The organism is Ectothiorhodospira mobilis (assembly GCF_900114895.1).
GTDB lineage: Bacteria > Pseudomonadota > Gammaproteobacteria > Ectothiorhodospirales > Ectothiorhodospiraceae > Ectothiorhodospira > Ectothiorhodospira mobilis_A.
In genome coordinates this window covers 140,727-155,057 of the sequence record NZ_FOUO01000003.1, presented here as the reverse complement: position 1 = coordinate 155,057, position 14,331 = coordinate 140,727, and the positions used below count along the sequence as shown (strand labels likewise).

14 protein-coding genes are annotated in these 14,331 nt (G+C 70.0%); 10 read left to right on the top strand and 4 right to left on the bottom strand.

The features are described 5' to 3' along the window. Positions 1-49: 49 nt before the first annotated feature. Positions 50-367 carry a hypothetical protein gene (locus BM214_RS03635; protein ID WP_244887826.1) on the top strand — a complete coding sequence of 106 codons (318 nt, stop codon included), beginning with the start codon at positions 50-52 and terminating at the stop codon, positions 365-367. Beyond that, positions 367-1,395, top strand: coding sequence for an agmatine deiminase family protein (locus BM214_RS03630; protein ID WP_090483846.1), 1,029 nt, complete (start codon positions 367-369; stop codon positions 1,393-1,395). Before BM214_RS03635 ends, BM214_RS03630 begins: the two co-directional genes overlap by 1 nt. 34 nt (positions 1,396-1,429) lie before the next feature. Here the strand turns inward: BM214_RS03630 and mrcB are convergent, their stop codons facing one another. Continuing rightward, positions 1,430-3,811, bottom strand: coding sequence for a penicillin-binding protein 1B (gene mrcB, locus BM214_RS03625; protein WP_090483845.1), 2,382 nt, complete (start codon positions 3,809-3,811; stop codon positions 1,430-1,432). An 86-nt stretch (positions 3,812-3,897) separates the two neighbouring features. On the opposite strand from mrcB, the gene BM214_RS12950 reads away from it, so the two are divergent. Genes BM214_RS12950 through BM214_RS03610 form a run of 3 tightly spaced genes read left to right on the top strand, consistent with a single transcriptional unit; the run spans position 3,898 to position 6,518 of the window. Then, positions 3,898-5,481: a bifunctional aminoglycoside phosphotransferase/ATP-binding protein gene (locus BM214_RS12950; RefSeq protein WP_090483844.1), complete on the top strand. Its 1,584-nt coding sequence runs from the start codon at positions 3,898-3,900 to the stop codon at positions 5,479-5,481. 3 nt (positions 5,482-5,484) lie between these two features. Further along, positions 5,485-6,027 carry a C40 family peptidase gene (locus BM214_RS03615; protein WP_090483843.1) on the top strand — a complete coding sequence of 181 codons (543 nt, stop codon included), beginning with the start codon at positions 5,485-5,487 and terminating at the stop codon, positions 6,025-6,027. Then, on the top strand, positions 6,024-6,518 hold the full coding sequence (locus tag BM214_RS03610; protein WP_090483842.1) for a DUF302 domain-containing protein: 495 nt from the start codon (positions 6,024-6,026) through the stop codon (positions 6,516-6,518). The genes BM214_RS03615 and BM214_RS03610 overlap by 4 nt, the downstream gene beginning before the upstream one ends. Before the next feature lie 12 nt (positions 6,519-6,530). Here the strand turns inward: BM214_RS03610 and BM214_RS03605 are convergent, their stop codons facing one another. Both BM214_RS03605 and BM214_RS03600 read right to left on the bottom strand, forming a co-directional pair. Next, positions 6,531-6,971 (bottom strand): nuclear transport factor 2 family protein, encoded by a 441-nt coding sequence (locus BM214_RS03605; RefSeq protein ID WP_090483841.1) that lies wholly within the window; start codon positions 6,969-6,971, stop codon positions 6,531-6,533. After that, complete coding sequence (locus BM214_RS03600; RefSeq protein ID WP_090483840.1) at positions 6,968-7,750, bottom strand: SDR family NAD(P)-dependent oxidoreductase; 783 nt, start codon at positions 7,748-7,750, stop codon at positions 6,968-6,970. Before BM214_RS03600 ends, BM214_RS03605 begins: the two co-directional genes overlap by 4 nt. A gap of 144 nt (positions 7,751-7,894) precedes the next feature. Here BM214_RS03600 and BM214_RS12370 point away from each other — a divergent pair, with 144 nt between their 5' ends. Together BM214_RS12370 and BM214_RS03590 are read left to right on the top strand one after the other, a co-directional pair. Next, complete coding sequence (locus tag BM214_RS12370; protein ID WP_177217567.1) at positions 7,895-8,764, top strand: MerR family transcriptional regulator; 870 nt, start codon at positions 7,895-7,897, stop codon at positions 8,762-8,764. 4 nt (positions 8,765-8,768) lie between these two features. Beyond that, positions 8,769-10,217: a cryptochrome/photolyase family protein gene (locus tag BM214_RS03590; protein WP_090483839.1), complete on the top strand. Its 1,449-nt coding sequence runs from the start codon at positions 8,769-8,771 to the stop codon at positions 10,215-10,217. A 7-nt stretch (positions 10,218-10,224) separates the two neighbouring features. Here the strand turns inward: BM214_RS03590 and folE are convergent, their stop codons facing one another. Beyond that, a complete protein-coding gene (folE, locus tag BM214_RS03585; protein WP_244887835.1) occupies positions 10,225-10,782 on the bottom strand; it encodes a GTP cyclohydrolase I FolE in 558 nt (185 codons plus the stop codon). 222 nt (positions 10,783-11,004) lie between these two features. Here folE and BM214_RS03580 point away from each other — a divergent pair, with 222 nt between their 5' ends. The 3 genes from BM214_RS03580 to BM214_RS03570 are packed head-to-tail and all read left to right on the top strand — an operon-like array spanning position 11,005 to position 14,320. Further along, positions 11,005-12,324: an NAD(P)/FAD-dependent oxidoreductase gene (locus tag BM214_RS03580; protein ID WP_090483837.1), complete on the top strand. Its 1,320-nt coding sequence runs from the start codon at positions 11,005-11,007 to the stop codon at positions 12,322-12,324. Then, positions 12,321-13,103 carry a DUF1365 domain-containing protein gene (locus BM214_RS03575; RefSeq protein WP_090483836.1) on the top strand — a complete coding sequence of 261 codons (783 nt, stop codon included), beginning with the start codon at positions 12,321-12,323 and terminating at the stop codon, positions 13,101-13,103. The genes BM214_RS03580 and BM214_RS03575 overlap by 4 nt, the downstream gene beginning before the upstream one ends. Beyond that, a complete protein-coding gene (locus tag BM214_RS03570; protein ID WP_090483835.1) occupies positions 13,103-14,320 on the top strand; it encodes an SAM-dependent methyltransferase in 1,218 nt (405 codons plus the stop codon). The genes BM214_RS03575 and BM214_RS03570 overlap by 1 nt, the downstream gene beginning before the upstream one ends. Positions 14,321-14,331 lie beyond the last annotated feature (11 nt).

Here is a 14,331-nt window from a genome sequence, read left to right as displayed (position 1 = left end):
TAGTCCAGCGATCAAACTTGTGTTTTATCCATCGCGCCGGAGCGCCGCCATGCCCGCACGACCCATCTTCTACCTGGGGCTTGCCGCCGCCCTCTGCCTTCCCTCAGCCGGGGCGGACATCCTGCGTCTCCCCGAAGGGCAGCGCCAGGTGATCCAGGCCCCCTGGACCCCACCCCGGGGCATGGACCGGGACACGGTGCTGCGCCGCTACGGCGAACCCCAATCGCGCCAGCCCGCGGTTGGGGATCCCCCCATCAGCCGCTGGGTCTATCCCGGCTTCACCGTGGTATTCGAGGGCCGCTATGTCCTGCACACGGTGGTGCAGGCCCCCGCGCAGCGCAGCCCATCCCCCGACGCGGAACCGTGATGACCGTCCTGCCCGCCGAATGGGCGCCGCAGAGCGCCGTACTGCTCACCTGGCCGCACCCACAGACCGACTGGGCCCCCATCCTGGACGAGGCCGAAGAGGTCTTCGTGCAGATCGCCCGGGAGGTGACCCTCCGCCAGGGGCTCATCGTGGTCTGCCGCGACGAGGCCCACGAGGTCCGCATCTGCCGCATGCTCTCCGGCGCGGGCGCAGTGATGGAACGGGTGGTGACCGCCCTGGCCCCGTCGGACGACACCTGGGCCCGGGATCATGGCCCCATCACCGTGCTGGAGGACGGCCACCCCGTACTGCTGGATTTCCGTTTCAACGGCTGGGGGGGCAAATACCCGGCCGATGCGGATGACGCCCTCACCGGCAGGCTCCACCGCCAGGGGGCCTTCGGCGATCTGCCCCTGCGCCCCGTGGAACGGGTGCTGGAAGGCGGGGCCATCGACAGCGACGGCGCCGGCACCCTGCTCACCACCCGCTCCTGCCTGCTGGCCCCCACCCGCAACCCGGACCTGGATGCCGCCGGCGTGGAGGCGATGCTGCGGGATACCCTGGGGGTGCATCGGGTGCTCTGGCTAGAGCACGGTCACCTGGAGGGGGACGACACCGACGGCCACGTGGACACCCTGGCCCGTTTCTGCGACGCGCAGACCATCGCCCACGTGACCTGCGACGACCCCGGGGACCCGCACCATGGGCCGCTGGCGGCCATGACCCGGGAACTGGAGGCCCTGCGTACCGCCGATGGCCGGCGCTACCGGCTCATCCCCCTGCCCCTGCCTGCCCCGATCCACGACCTGGAAGGCCGCCGCCTGCCGGCCACCCACGCCAACTTCCTCATCCTCAACGGCGCGGTGCTGGTGCCCACCTACAACGATCCCGCCGACGCCACCGCCCTGGCGGCCCTGCAACAGGTCTTCCCCGGGCGGGAGGTGGTGGGCATCGACTGCCGTCCACTGATCCGCCAGTTCGGCAGCCTGCATTGCGTGACCATGCAGATCCCGGCGGCGAGCGTCTGAATCCCGAACCCCCCGGCAGACCCTTTCCGGGTCTTCACCCCGGCCACCAGGAAGGCGCCCCGGCGGACGGCCGCGGCGGTTCCGGTTCGGCGCAGGGGGCCCGCTCGGCCGGCACGGACCCGTTCAGGAAGGGCATCCAGCGCACCGGGTCGCAGCCCTCCCCGGCCCGCAGGCCGGTGGCCGGGTCCACCGGCACCCACACCACCCCCTCGGGGCGCGAGGGCGCGAGCCCCTGGCGGGAAACCCGACCCATCACCTCCGCCCAGATCGGCAGGGCCCCGGAGGACCCGCTCAGGCCCGTGGGACCGTTGTCGTCCCGCCCCACCCAGACCACGCCCACCAGATCGCCGCTGAAACCGGCGAACCAGGCGTCCCGCAGGTCGCCGGTGGTGCCGGTCTTGCCCGCCACCGGCAGCGCCTCCGGCAAACGCCAGCCCAGGGAACGCGCAGTGCCGCTGCGGGTCACCTGGTGCAATGCCGCGATCACCAGGTACACCGGCCCCGGCTCGGCCACCCGGTTCAGGGAGAGGCCATAGCGGCGCAGCCGCCTCCCCTCCCGGTCCAGCACCGCGCGGATGGCCCGGGGCGGCAGGCGGTAGCCACCGGAGGCCAGCACCTGGTAGAGGCCGTTCACCTCCAGGGGCGTCATCTCCACCGCCCCCAAAAGCAGCGAGGGATAGGGTTCCAGTTCCCGTTCCAGACCCAGCCGCCGGAGCCGGTCCACGAACCGCTCCACGCCCACCTCCAGCCCCAGGCGCACGGTGGCCACGTTGTAGGAATGCACCAGGGCCTCCTGCAGGGGGACGGCGCCGTGGTATTCCCGATCGCTGTTCTGCGGCGACCAGACCTCTCCATCGTCCATCTCCAGGTGCAGTGGGGTATCCTGCAGGCGCGTGGCCAGGGTGAAGCGTTCCGGCCGGGACAGGGCGGTCAGATAGAGGAAGGGCTTGATCACCGAGCCCACCGGACGGCGGGCGTGCAGGGCCCGGTTGAAACCGGCACGGCGCACATCCCGCCCCCCCACCAGGGCCAGGACCTCGCCGCTGTCCGCCGCCGTCACCACCACGGCCCCCTCCAGCTGCCCCAGTGGCAACCCCCGTTCCGACTCCAAGCGCCGCAGACGCGTGCGCAGGGCCTCCTCCGCCGCCAGCTGCACCCGCGGATCCAGGGTGGTGAGGATGATCAGCCCCTCCTCCCTCAGGTCCGCCTCACGATAGTCCTGGCGCAGACGGGCCTGCACCAGTTCCAGGAAGGCCGGGAAGGGGGTACTGCCAGCGGGCACCCGCTCGCTCACCCCCAGGGGGGCCTGCATGGCTTTTTGCGCCGTCTCCGGGGAGATCTGCCCCTGATCCCGGAGCATGGCCAGGACCCGATTGCGCCGCTCCAGGGCGCGCTCTGGATGACGCCGGGGATTGTAGTAACTGGGCCCGCGGATCATGCCCACCAACAGGGCGATCTGCGGCCAATCCAGTTCGGAGACCCGTTCGCGGAAATAGAACTGGCTGGCCATACCCACGCCATGGATGGCCCTTGCCCCCTGCTGTCCCAGAAAAACCTCGTTGAGATAGGCCTCCAGGATCTCCGCCTTGGAATAACGCCACTCCAGCAGCAGGGCCATGATGGCCTCGTTGAACTTGCGCACCAGGGTACGCTCCGGGGTGAGGAAGTAATTCTTCACCAACTGCTGCGTAAGGGTGCTGCCCCCTTGCACCGCCCGCCCGGCGCGGAGATTGGCCAGGGCCGCCCGGGCGATGCCCTGGGGATCCACGCCGAAGTGGTGAAGGAAGCGGCGGTCCTCCACGGTCAGCAGGGTCTGCACCAGGGCCGGGGGCACGTCCTCCAGGCGCACCAGCAGGCGGTCCTCCCCGTGACGCGGGTAGATGTTGGCGATGAGGGCCGGCTCCAGGCGCAGGAGCGCCAGGGCAGCGCCCGTCTGCGGGTCCTCCAGGGCATGCACCCGCCCGCCCCGGAAGATCACCCGCGCCCGTCGTGGCCCCTCATAGCCCTCGGGGAAGGGGAAGCCCCGGGTGTGCAGGGTCAGGGTATCCCCCTCCCGACGGTAATGGCCGCTGGCATCCCCCCCCTGACGGTAGTGCAGCAGCCCCAGTTCCCGTTCCAGCTCCTCGGGGGTGAGGGACTGGCCGGCATAGAGCTCCAGGGGGCGCGCGAAGACCCGGGCCGGCAGGGACCAGCGCTTGCCCTCGAACTGGGCCTGGATGCGCTGGTCCAGGTGCACGGTATACCCACCCAGGCCAACCACCGCCCCCAGGGCGGCGAGCACCAGGGCCGGGACCAGCCACCGGCGCCGTCGCACCGGATGGCCGGTCCCTGAAGAAGACGGGTTCCGGGAGGCGTTTTGCCGCCCCTTGCGGGGGGAGGAACTACGGGAATCCGATGCGCGGCTGCGTTTGGCCATACCGGGGGAATGGAGTAGGATCCGTGGGGGTAGACCTTACTATAACCGCCCACCGGCGGCGACGATCGGAGGCCTGTCACATCGGCATGAGCGATCAGCACACAACGCAGCAGCGCCTGCTCATGGCGCTGCAGTCCCCCACGGCCTACCCCCATCCCGTGGACCGGGTGGAGCGCATCGAGACTCACATCTCCACCGTGCTCCTGGCCGGCGACTACGCCTACAAGATCAAAAAGCCCCTGGACCTGGGCTTTCTGGACTTCAGCACCCTGGAGCGGCGGCGCTTCTTCTGCGAAGAGGAGATCCGGCTCAACCGCCGCCTGGCACCGCAGATCTACGAACGGGTGGTGGCCTTTTCCGGAGACCCCGATCGACCCGTGTTCGACGGCACGGATCCCGCCTTGGAATATGCCGTGCGCATGCACCGCTTCGATCCCGGGTGCACCCTGGACCGGCTGCATGAACGCGAAGGGCTGTCGGCGCGGCTCATGGACACCCTGACCCTGCGCATCGCCGATTTCCACGAGGCGGCCGAAATCGCCCCGCAGGACAGCGACTACGGTACCCCGGCGGCGGTGCTGGCCCCCATGGAGGAGAACTTCCGCCAGATCCGCGCCCTCAGCGATGACCCCCGGGCCCTGGAGATGCTGGAGGCGGTGGAGGCCTGGACCCGGACCCGCTTCGATGCCCTCACCCCGCGGCTGGAGGCGCGCCGCCGGGAGGGGCGCATCCGGGAATGCCATGGCGACATGCACCTGGCCAACATGGCCCTGGTGGACGGCGAACCCCTGCTCTTCGACGGCATCGAGTTCAACGCCGACATGCGCTGGATCGATGTGGTCAATGACCTGGCCTTCTTCACCATGGACCTGCACGACCGCGGCGCCCACGGCCTCGCCGCCCGCGTGCTCAACACCTGGCTGGAACGCACCGGCGACTACGCCGGCCTGGCCCTGCTGGACTTCTACCAGGTCTACCGGGCCATGGTGCGGGCCAAGGTGGCCGCCATCCGCCTGGGCCAGGAGGGACTGGAGGCGGCGGAGGCCGAACGCCAGCAGGCCGAGTTCATGGCCTACCTGCAACTGGCCCGGGACTTCACCCAGCCCCGGGACCGGGCCCTGTTCATCAACCACGGCTTCTCCGGCAGCGGCAAGACCAGCATCAGCCAGCCCATCCTGGAGGAGCTGGGGGCGGTGCGCATCCGCTCCGATGTGGAGCGCAAGCGCATGGCGGGCCTGGAGGCCACACAGCGGGGGGACGCGGCCGTGGGCGAGGGACTGTACAGCCGGGAACGCAGCGAACACACCTACGACCACCTGGCCCGCCTGACCGGGGAGATCCTGGACGCCGGCCACAGCGTGATCGTGGACGCCACCTTCCTGGAACGCCCGCGCCGGGACCGCTTCGCCCATATCGCCCGGGGGCGGGGACTGCCCTTCGTCATCCTGGACTACCAGGCCCCGGCGGACCTGCTGCGGCAGTGGGTGCGGGAGCGCACTGAGGCGAACGCGGATGCATCGGACGCCGACCTGTCGGTGCTGGAGCATCAGCTGCGGCACCACGACCCCCTGGGGGACGACGAACCCGTGGTGACCATCGATGCCCGGGGGGAACCGCCGCTGGACACCTTGCGCCGCATCGTGCCCCCGCCGGGGGACACGGGGGACTGATCCATGGCGGGGAGGGTCCCATCCCCGCGGCCTTGGCGGCGGACGGCGGCCCATGCCGCGGTCTGCACCCTGACCTTGCTGCTGGCGGCCTGCGCCTCGCCTCCCCCACGCACCGTAAAGGGACCCGACGAGCCGCTGCCGCCGCTGCGGGAGAGGGTGGTGTTCAGCGCCCTGAGTCAGGTGGGCACCCCCTACCGCTATGGCGGCCGCACCCCGGAGCAGGGCTTCGACTGCAGCGGCCTGGTCTGGCATAGCCATCGCCAGGCGGGACTGAATCCCCCACGCACCACCACCGCCCAGAGCCGTGCGGCCCACCGGATCCCCACCACGGCCCTGCGCCCCGGGGACCTGCTGTTCTTTCGCACCGGCGGAGGCGGCGTGAACCACGTGGGGATCTACATCGGCGAGGGACGCTTCGTGCACGCCCCCTCCAGCGGGCGCAGGGTAAGCACCCAGCGCCTGGACCACCCCTACTGGCGCCCACGTCTGCTGCATGCCGGCCATCTGTACGGAGACACCGACCCACCCGGAGGAAGGAGACCATGAAACCCCTGACCCAGCTCTGCACCCCCCTGATCCTGGCGTGCCTGACCCTCTGCCCGCCGGCCCTGGCCCTGGAACCGGACCACGTCACCCCCCACATGCGTCTCTACAGCGTGGAAGGGGACTTCCAGCTCTACCGGGATGCCCTGGAGATCGCCATCACCGGCCGCGGCATCGTGATCAACAACGTGGCCCACATCGCCGACATGCTCCAACGCACCCGCGATGCGGTGGAGGGGGAACCGGTGTACCGCCACGCCCAGGCCCTGGAATTCTGCAGCGCCGTACACTCCCGGCGGATGATGGAGGCGGACCCGCGCAACATCGTCTACTGCCCCTACGTCATCGTCCTTTACGAGACGGTGCACGAACCCGGGGTCATCCACATGGGCTACCGCCGCCCCGCCGGGGGCGGTGACGATGCCAGCCGGGAGTGCCTGGAACGGGTGGAGTCCCTCCTGGACGGGATCGTGCGCGAGGCCCTGGCGTTCTGAGGATGGACCGGCTCAGGCCCCGATGCGGCGCCGCAGCAGGCGCAGGATCCCCCGCACCACGGGGATCTGATCGTAGAGGTATTCCGCCGGGTCCCAGTAGTCCACATGGCTGACGGCCCGGCCGGCCTCGTTGAAGAGGACACGGCTCACCCCGTCCACATCCAGGCGCAGGCGGCCGTCGGCATCATCCTCCCGGTCGGTGAAGCGCCAGTGGAAGAAGGCCGTGTTGCCCTGGACCGCCCAGGAGTGGAGATAGAAACGCGGTTTCGGGCACTGGCGGAACATGTGGCGGAAGACCCGTCGGATCTCCTCCAGGCCGGTGACATCATTGAAGGGATCCTTGAACCGGGCCTCGGGTTCGAAGATCTCCCCCAACCGCTCCAGGTCCGGTTCAGAAAGTTCGGAGAAGAAGGCGGCATAGCGCCGGGCCCAGGTCTCGGTGGACTCGCTCATGGCTTGAGCATCCTTTGCGTGATACGCAGGAACACCCCATAGGGCAACAGGCGCAACCCGTGCATGATCAGGGCGAAGGGCCGCGGGAAACGGATCTCGAATCTCCGCCCCTCAAGGCCGCGCAGGATGGCCTCCACGGCCGCGTCCGTCTCCATGAGAAAGGGCATGGGGAAACGGTTCTTGTCCGTCATGGGGGTACGCACGAATCCGGGATTGATCACCCTCAGGCGCACCCCCTTCTGCGCCAGTTCCGGCTGCAGGGATTCCGCCATGCTGATCACCGCCGCCTTGGAGGCACCGTAGGGCGCGGCCCGGGGCAGCCCCCGGTAGCCGGCCAGGCTGGCGGTGAGCAGGATCTCCCCCCGCCCGCGCCGGATCATGGCGGGCATCACCGCCGCCAGGCCGTTGACCATCCCCAGGTAGTTGATCCGCATCAGGCGTTCGAACAGGGCGGGATCGAAGGCATCCAGCCCCATGGGCTCGTAATCCCCCTGATTGAAGAGGGCCCGGTCCACGGGCCCGAGATGCGCCTCCACCGCCGCGGCCAGTTTCGCCATGGCGGCGGCGTCGGTCACGTCCCCCGGAAAGGGGACCACCCGCCCCGGACCCGGGGCCTCCGCGGCCAGGGCCTCCAGGGCCTCGGCACGCCGGGCGGTGGCCGCCACCTGCCAGCCCGCGGCCGCCAGGCGCAGGGCCAGGGCCCGGCCGATCCCCGAACTGGCCCCCACGAGCCAGAAGACACCGCCATCCCCACCGGACCCCGTCTGCGCCTGTTGCATGCGTCCTCCTCCAATCGGCCTGTACCTGCCGACTATCCAAAAATTATACAACGATTGTACAATAGCACCATGATCGACACCTCCCCTTCCGCGCAGCGGACACCCCAGGGCGAAGGACTGTTCCCGATCCGTACCGCAGCCGCCATGACCGGCGTCCACCCGGTGACCCTACGGGCCTGGGAACGCCGTTACGGCCTGGTGAATCCCCGCCGCACCGCCAAGGGGCACCGCCTCTACAGCCCGGAAGACGTGCACCGCATCCGCCGCATCCTGGAGCTGCTGGACCAGGGGGTCTCCATCGGCCAGGTGGCCCCGCTGCTGGAATCCCCCGCCCCCGAACCGGGTGAGACACCCGCCACCGGGGTCTGGCCGGGATACCGGCGGGACCTGCAGGCGGCCGCCGCCGCCTTCGATCACCACGCCCTGGAACGCATCTACGCCGATGCCCTGTCCCTGTTCCCGGTGCAGCAGGTCATCCCCCGGCTGCTGGCGCCGGTGCACCGCAGCCTGGTGGAGGACGGCGGCGGCCCCCAGGCCCTGGCGGCCCTGCAGTTCTTCCGTGCCTGGGCCCGGCCCACCCTGGGCTGCCGCTTCCGCCATGAGGCCAGCCATGCCAGCGGCCCGGCGGTGGCCCTCTGCCCCTACCCCCGCCAGGGGGACGGCCTGGAAGCGGACATGCTGGCCCTGCTCCTGGCTACCCACGACCTGCGCGTCCTGCGCCTGTGCGGTCCGGGACAACTGGAGGCCGTGGGGACCCTGCAGGCCCGCAGCGGCGCCGGCGCGGTGGTGCTGGTGGGCCCCGCCCCCCTGGCGGAGGCGGTGATGCGCAAGACCCTGCCCCGCTGGAGCGCACACCTGCCGGTACCGGTGTTCGCCGCCGGCCCCGCCGCCAAGGCCCACACGCCTGCCCTGGAACGGGCCGGCCTCATCCCCCTGGACCCGGACCCGCAGCGGGCGGCCGGGACCATCCATGCCCGCCTGCAGGATCCGGCGGCGGACGACGGATACATCTAGCCCCATGTCCATCACCCTCATCTGGTTTCGCCGCGACCTGCGCCTGGAGGACAACCCGGCCCTTATCCACGCACTGGAGGCGGGGGGGCGGATCCTCCCCGTCTATATCCACGCCCCCGAGGAAGAGGGGGAATGGGCCCCGGGGGCGGCGGCCCGCTGGTGGCTGCACCACAGCCTGCAGGCCCTCGGCGGCGAACTGGCCCGCCGCGGTGCCCCCCTGGTGATCCGCCGCGGCCCCAGCCGGACGGCACTGGAGGCACTGGTGCGGGAGAGCGGGGCGCAGCGGGTGGTATGGAATCGCCTCTACGATCCCGCCGTGATCCGACGGGACCGGGAGATCAAGGCCGCCCTAAGGGAACAGGGGCTGGAGGTGAAGAGCTTCAACGCCGCCCTGCTCATGGAACCCTGGGCGGTGAGCAACCGAAGCGGTCAGCCCTATCGCGTCTTCACCCCCTTCTGGAAGGCCAGCCGCGCCTTGGGAGCGGAACGCCAGAGCCCGGGTCCTTCGGCCCCGGCACATCTTCCGGGTTTATCCGGGGCCCCCGCCACGGAGTCGGTGGAGGCCCTGGACCTGCTGCCACACATCCCCTGGGACACGGGATTGGCCGCCACCTGGCAACCCGGCGAGGCCGGGGCGCGGCAGGCCCTGGCGCGTTTTGCCGAGAAGGCCCTGGAGGACTATGACCGGGGAAGGGACCGGCCGGGGCGGACCGGCACCTCCCGCCTCTCGCCGCACCTGCATTTTGGCGAGATCGGCCCGCGGCAGGTGATGGCGGTCTGCACCCGGGCCCGGGAGCGCGCGGCAGGGGGCGTGGACCGTTTCCTGAGCGAACTGGGCTGGCGGGAGTTCGCCCATCACCTGCTGTTTCACTTCCCGCAGACCCCCACCCGCCCCCTGGACCGGCGCTTCGAGGACCTGCCCCTGGCGGATCCCCGGGAGGTCCCCTTCGAGGCCTGGTGCCACGGGCGCACGGGCCTGCCCATCGTGGACGCAGGCATGCGGGAACTGTGGCACACCGGCTGGATGCACAACCGCGTGCGCATGATCACCGCCTCACTGCTCACCAAGAACCTGCGCGCCCCCTGGCTGGAGGGGGCCCGATGGTTCTGGGATACCCTGGTGGACGCGGACCTGGCGGCCAACACCCTGGGCTGGCAGTGGACCGCCGGCTGCGGTGCCGACGCGGCGCCGTACTTCCGCATCTTCAACCCGGTGCTGCAAGGGGAACGCTTCGATGCCGCGGGCGACTACGTGCGCCGCTGGGTGCCCGAACTGGCCCAACTACCCGACCGCCACCTGCACCGGCCATGGGAGGCCCCGGCGGCGGTGCTGCGCGCCGCCGGGGTGGACCTGGACCGGGACTACCCCCGGCCCGTGGTGGACCTGGCCGAGAGCCGGCGCGCGGCCCTGGCGGCGTTCGAGCACATCAAGGCACGGCCCAAGGCGGACTGAGCCCCCGTCAGCCCCGCACCAGATCCATGAACTCGGCGCGGGTGCGGGCGTCCTCGCGGAAATTGCCCAGCATGACGGAGGTGATCATGGCGGATCCCTGCTTCTCCACGCCGCGCATCATCATGCACATGTGCCGCGCCTCGGCCACCACCCCCACGCCCCGGGCCCCGGTGACCTGCATCACCGCCTCCGCGATCTGGCGGGTCAGGCTCTCCTGGATCTGCAGGCGGCGGGCGAACATGTCCACGATGCGGGCGATCTTGGACAGACCGAGGACGCGGCCATCGGGGATATAGGCCACGTGGCACTTGCCGATGATGGGCAGCAGGTGGTGCTCGCACAGGGAATAGAGTTCGATATCCTTCACCAGCACCATCTCGTCACTGTCCGTGGTGAACAGGGCGCCATTCACCAGGGTCTCCAGGGACTGGTGATACCCCCCGGTGAGGAACTGCATGGCCCGGGCCGCCCGCAGCGGCGTGCCCTGCAGGCCTTCCCGCTGCGGATCCTCCCCCAGGCCTTCCAGCACCCGGCGATAGAGGCCCGCCAACTCCTCGGTGGGCATGAGGGCGCCATCCCCGGCTGCTGCATCTTCGTCCCCGGCGATGCGGGCCGCTGAATTAATCATGGGTCTCCCTCCGATCCGGTAAGGCCGCTGGCATGGCGACCCCGGGGGCCGCCCCCGACCCGGGGTGCTGCCCCCGGGCCTTCAGGATCCTTGTATAACAATTCTCAAAGATTGTACAGTTCGTGTATAAGTATCCTTTCCAGGACAGGGGATATCGCCATGGAGCAACGCATCGCCGTCATCGGCGCAGGGATTTCCGGACTGGCCGCCGCCTGGCTGCTGTCCCGCCGCCATCACGTGACCCTCTACGAGAAGAACGACTACATCGGTGGCCACACCCATACGGTGACGGTGCAGGGGGACCGGGGCCCCCTGGGGGTGGACACCGGCTTCATGGTCTTCAACCATCGCAACTACCCCAACCTGAAGGCCCTGTTCCAACATCTGGGGATCACCTCCCAGCCCACGGACATGTCCTTTGCCGCCTCGGTGGACGACGGCCGTCTGGAATACGCCGGCTCGGATCTGAACAGCCTCTTCGCCCAGCGGCGCAACCTCATCAATCCCCGTTTTCTGCGCATGCTGGCGGACATCCTGCGCTTCAACCGGGCGGGCAAGCGCCTGCTGGCCGAGGGGGCCTCCCCGGACATCACCCTCGGGGGCTACCTGATCCAGGCGGGATACGGGCCCGGATTCCGGGACGACTACCTGCTGCCCATGGCCGCCGCCATCTGGTCCTGCCCCACGCGGCGCATGCTGGACTTCCCCCTGACCGCGTTCCTGCGCTTCTTCGCCAACCACGGCCTGATGGATCTCACCGGACGCCCCCAGTGGCACACGGTCCAGGGCGGCAGCCGGACCTATGTGGAGCGCATGCTGCAGGACCTGCCGCAGGGGGTGCATGCCGACCGCCGGGTGGTGGCGGTACAACGCCGGGAGCCGGAGGTGCGGATCCTCACCGACGATGGTGGCGAGGCCCACTTCGACCAGGTGATCTTCGCCTGCCACGCCGACGAGGCCCTGGAGGTCCTGGAATCCCCCCGGGAGGCCGAGGGCCGGGTCCTGGAGGCCTTCACCTACCAGCCCAACGAGACCTTCCTGCATACCGACACCCGGCTCATGCCGCAACGCCGGCGCGTCTGGTCCTCCTGGAACTACCTGGCCCGGCGGCGTCCTTCCGATGCCCCGGCGCATCAGGTATCGGTCACCTACTGGATGAACCGCCTGCAGTCCCTGCGGGAATCCCGCCAATACCTGGTGAGCCTCAACCCCCTGGATCCCCCCCGGGAGGACACGGTGATCCGGCGCATGACCTACCATCACCCGGTGTTCGACCGGGGGGCCATGGAGGCCCAGGCGGCCCTGCCGGAGATCCAGGGTCAGGACCGCATCTGGTACTGCGGTGCCTGGACGGGTTACGGTTTCCACGAGGACGGCCTGCGCTCGGCCCTGGACGTGGCCTCCAGGCTGGGGGTGACCCCGCCCTGGCCCGCACCGCAGACCGCCGCCCCGGCCGGCGCGGGAGCCCCCAAACCATGACCCCTGCCCCCATCCCCCCCGAGGACGGACGCCTCTACCGCACCCGGGTGATGCACCGGCGGCTCTTCCCGGTACGCTACCGTTTCACCTACCGGGTCTTCAGCCTGCTCCTGGACCTGGACCGCTTGCCGGCCCTGGACACCCGCCTGCGCTGGTTCTCCGTGGACCGGTTCAATCTCCTCTCCCTGCACGCCCGAGACCACGGCCCCGGCGATGGCACTCCCCTGCGTCCCTGGGCGGATGCCCTGCTGGCCCGCCACGGTGTGGACCTGGAGGGCGGCCCTATCCGCCTGCTGTGCTTCCCCCGGGTCCTGGGTTATGTATTCAATCCCCTGAGCCTGTGGTACTGCCATCACCGCGACGGGGACCTGCGGGCGGTGATCTGCGAGGTGAGCAACACCTTCGGCGGGCGTCATCACTATGTCCTGCACGACGCAGGACAATCCATGACATGGCCGGTACGGGCCGACCGGGACAAGGCCTTCTATGTCTCCCCCTTCATCGGCATGGCGGCCCGCTACCACTTCCGCCTGGCGGAACCGGGGGAGCGCCTCGGGGTCTTCATCCATGAATATGAGCACGACCGGCTCATGCTGGCCGCCACCCAGACCGGGGAGGCCCGCCCCCTCTGCGACGCCGAACTGCTCAGGGCCGTGGCCGCCATGCCCCTGATGACCCTGAAGGTGATCTTCGGCATCCACTGGCAGGCCCTGAAGATCTGGCTCAAGGGGGGGCGTTACCAACCGCCCCCGGACAAGGCCGCGAAGGAGGCGGACTGATGTCCCTGGAAGACACCCATACCGTTTCGGGAAACCAACGGCCCGACCCCGCCCTGCGTTTCCTGCTGTGGCAACTCAAACGGCTGCACCAGGGATCCCTGCAGGTGACGGGGCCCGACGGCCGCCCCCACCCCATCCAGGGGGCGCATCCGGGCCTGGACGCAGCCATCCGCATCCACCGCCCCGGCGCCTTGCTGCGCCGGCTCCTGTCCCGGGGTCTCGTGGGCCTGGGCGAGGGCTACATGGCCGGGGAATGGGACACACCGGACCTGCAGACCCTGCTGTCCATGGGCTCGGTGAACCAGGAACACATGCGCACCCTGGTGTACGCCTCCCCCTGGTCCCGCCTGGCCGATTATCTGCGCCATCGCCGGCGGGACAATCACCGCAACGGCAGCCGGCGCAATATCGCCTTCCACTACGACCTGGGCAACGACTTCTACCGCCTGTGGCTGGATGCGGGCATGACCTACTCCTGTGGCCTGTTCGCGGCGGAGGACGAACCCCTGGAGGCGGCCCAGGAGCGCAAATACGCCCGGCTGCTGGAGCGCCTCGAACCCACCCCGGGCGCCCACATCCTGGAGATCGGCTGCGGCTGGGGGGGGTTCGCCGAATTCGCCGCCCGCCGGGGGCATCGGGTCACCGGTATCACCCTCTCCCAGGAACAGCTGGACCACGCCCGGGAACGCCTGCAGGCGGCGGGACTGGGGGATCGGGTGGAACTGCGCCTGCAGGACTACCGGGACGTGACGGACCGCTTCGACCACGTGGTCTCCATCGAGATGTTCGAGGCCGTGGGGGAGGCCTTCTGGGAAGACTGGTTCGCTGCCGTGCGCCGGGCCCTACTTCCGGGAGGGCGCGCCACCGTGCAGGTCATCACCATCGCCGAGGCCGCCTTCGCCTATTACCGCCGCGCCGCCGATTTCATCCAGCTCTATATCTTCCCCGGGGGGATGCTGCCCACCGTACAGGCCTTCGAGGACAAGGCCAAAGCCGCCGGCCTGCGCACCCGGGAGCGGGACTTCTTCGGCGCCGACTACGCCCGCACCCTGGACCGCTGGTACCGACGGTTCCAGGAACAGGCCCCGGCCATCCGCGCCCTGGGATACGACGAGCCCTTCCTGCGCATGTGGGGGTTCTATCTCGCCTACTGCGAGGCGGGCTTTCGCTCGCGCAACACCGACCTGATGCAGACCGTCCTGGAGGCCCCGGTCTGAGGCCGCCCGGG

Coding starts and splice junctions, on each gene's coding strand:
- BM214_RS03635 (WP_244887826.1), top strand. CDS start 50: ATGCCCGCACGACCCATCTTCTACCTGGGGCTTGCCGCCGCCCTCTGC.
- BM214_RS03630 (WP_090483846.1), top strand. CDS start 367: ATGACCGTCCTGCCCGCCGAATGGGCGCCGCAGAGCGCCGTACTGCTC.
- mrcB (WP_090483845.1), bottom strand. CDS start 3,811: ATGGCCAAACGCAGCCGCGCATCGGATTCCCGTAGTTCCTCCCCCCGC.
- BM214_RS12950 (WP_090483844.1), top strand. CDS start 3,898: ATGAGCGATCAGCACACAACGCAGCAGCGCCTGCTCATGGCGCTGCAG.
- BM214_RS03615 (WP_090483843.1), top strand. CDS start 5,485: ATGGCGGGGAGGGTCCCATCCCCGCGGCCTTGGCGGCGGACGGCGGCC.
- BM214_RS03610 (WP_090483842.1), top strand. CDS start 6,024: ATGAAACCCCTGACCCAGCTCTGCACCCCCCTGATCCTGGCGTGCCTG.
- BM214_RS03605 (WP_090483841.1), bottom strand. CDS start 6,971: ATGAGCGAGTCCACCGAGACCTGGGCCCGGCGCTATGCCGCCTTCTTC.
- BM214_RS03600 (WP_090483840.1), bottom strand. CDS start 7,750: ATGCAACAGGCGCAGACGGGGTCCGGTGGGGATGGCGGTGTCTTCTGG.
- BM214_RS12370 (WP_177217567.1), top strand. CDS start 7,895: ATGACCGGCGTCCACCCGGTGACCCTACGGGCCTGGGAACGCCGTTAC.
- BM214_RS03590 (WP_090483839.1), top strand. CDS start 8,769: ATGTCCATCACCCTCATCTGGTTTCGCCGCGACCTGCGCCTGGAGGAC.
- folE (WP_244887835.1), bottom strand. CDS start 10,782: ATGCCCACCGAGGAGTTGGCGGGCCTCTATCGCCGGGTGCTGGAAGGC.
- BM214_RS03580 (WP_090483837.1), top strand. CDS start 11,005: ATGGAGCAACGCATCGCCGTCATCGGCGCAGGGATTTCCGGACTGGCC.
- BM214_RS03575 (WP_090483836.1), top strand. CDS start 12,321: ATGACCCCTGCCCCCATCCCCCCCGAGGACGGACGCCTCTACCGCACC.
- BM214_RS03570 (WP_090483835.1), top strand. CDS start 13,103: ATGTCCCTGGAAGACACCCATACCGTTTCGGGAAACCAACGGCCCGAC.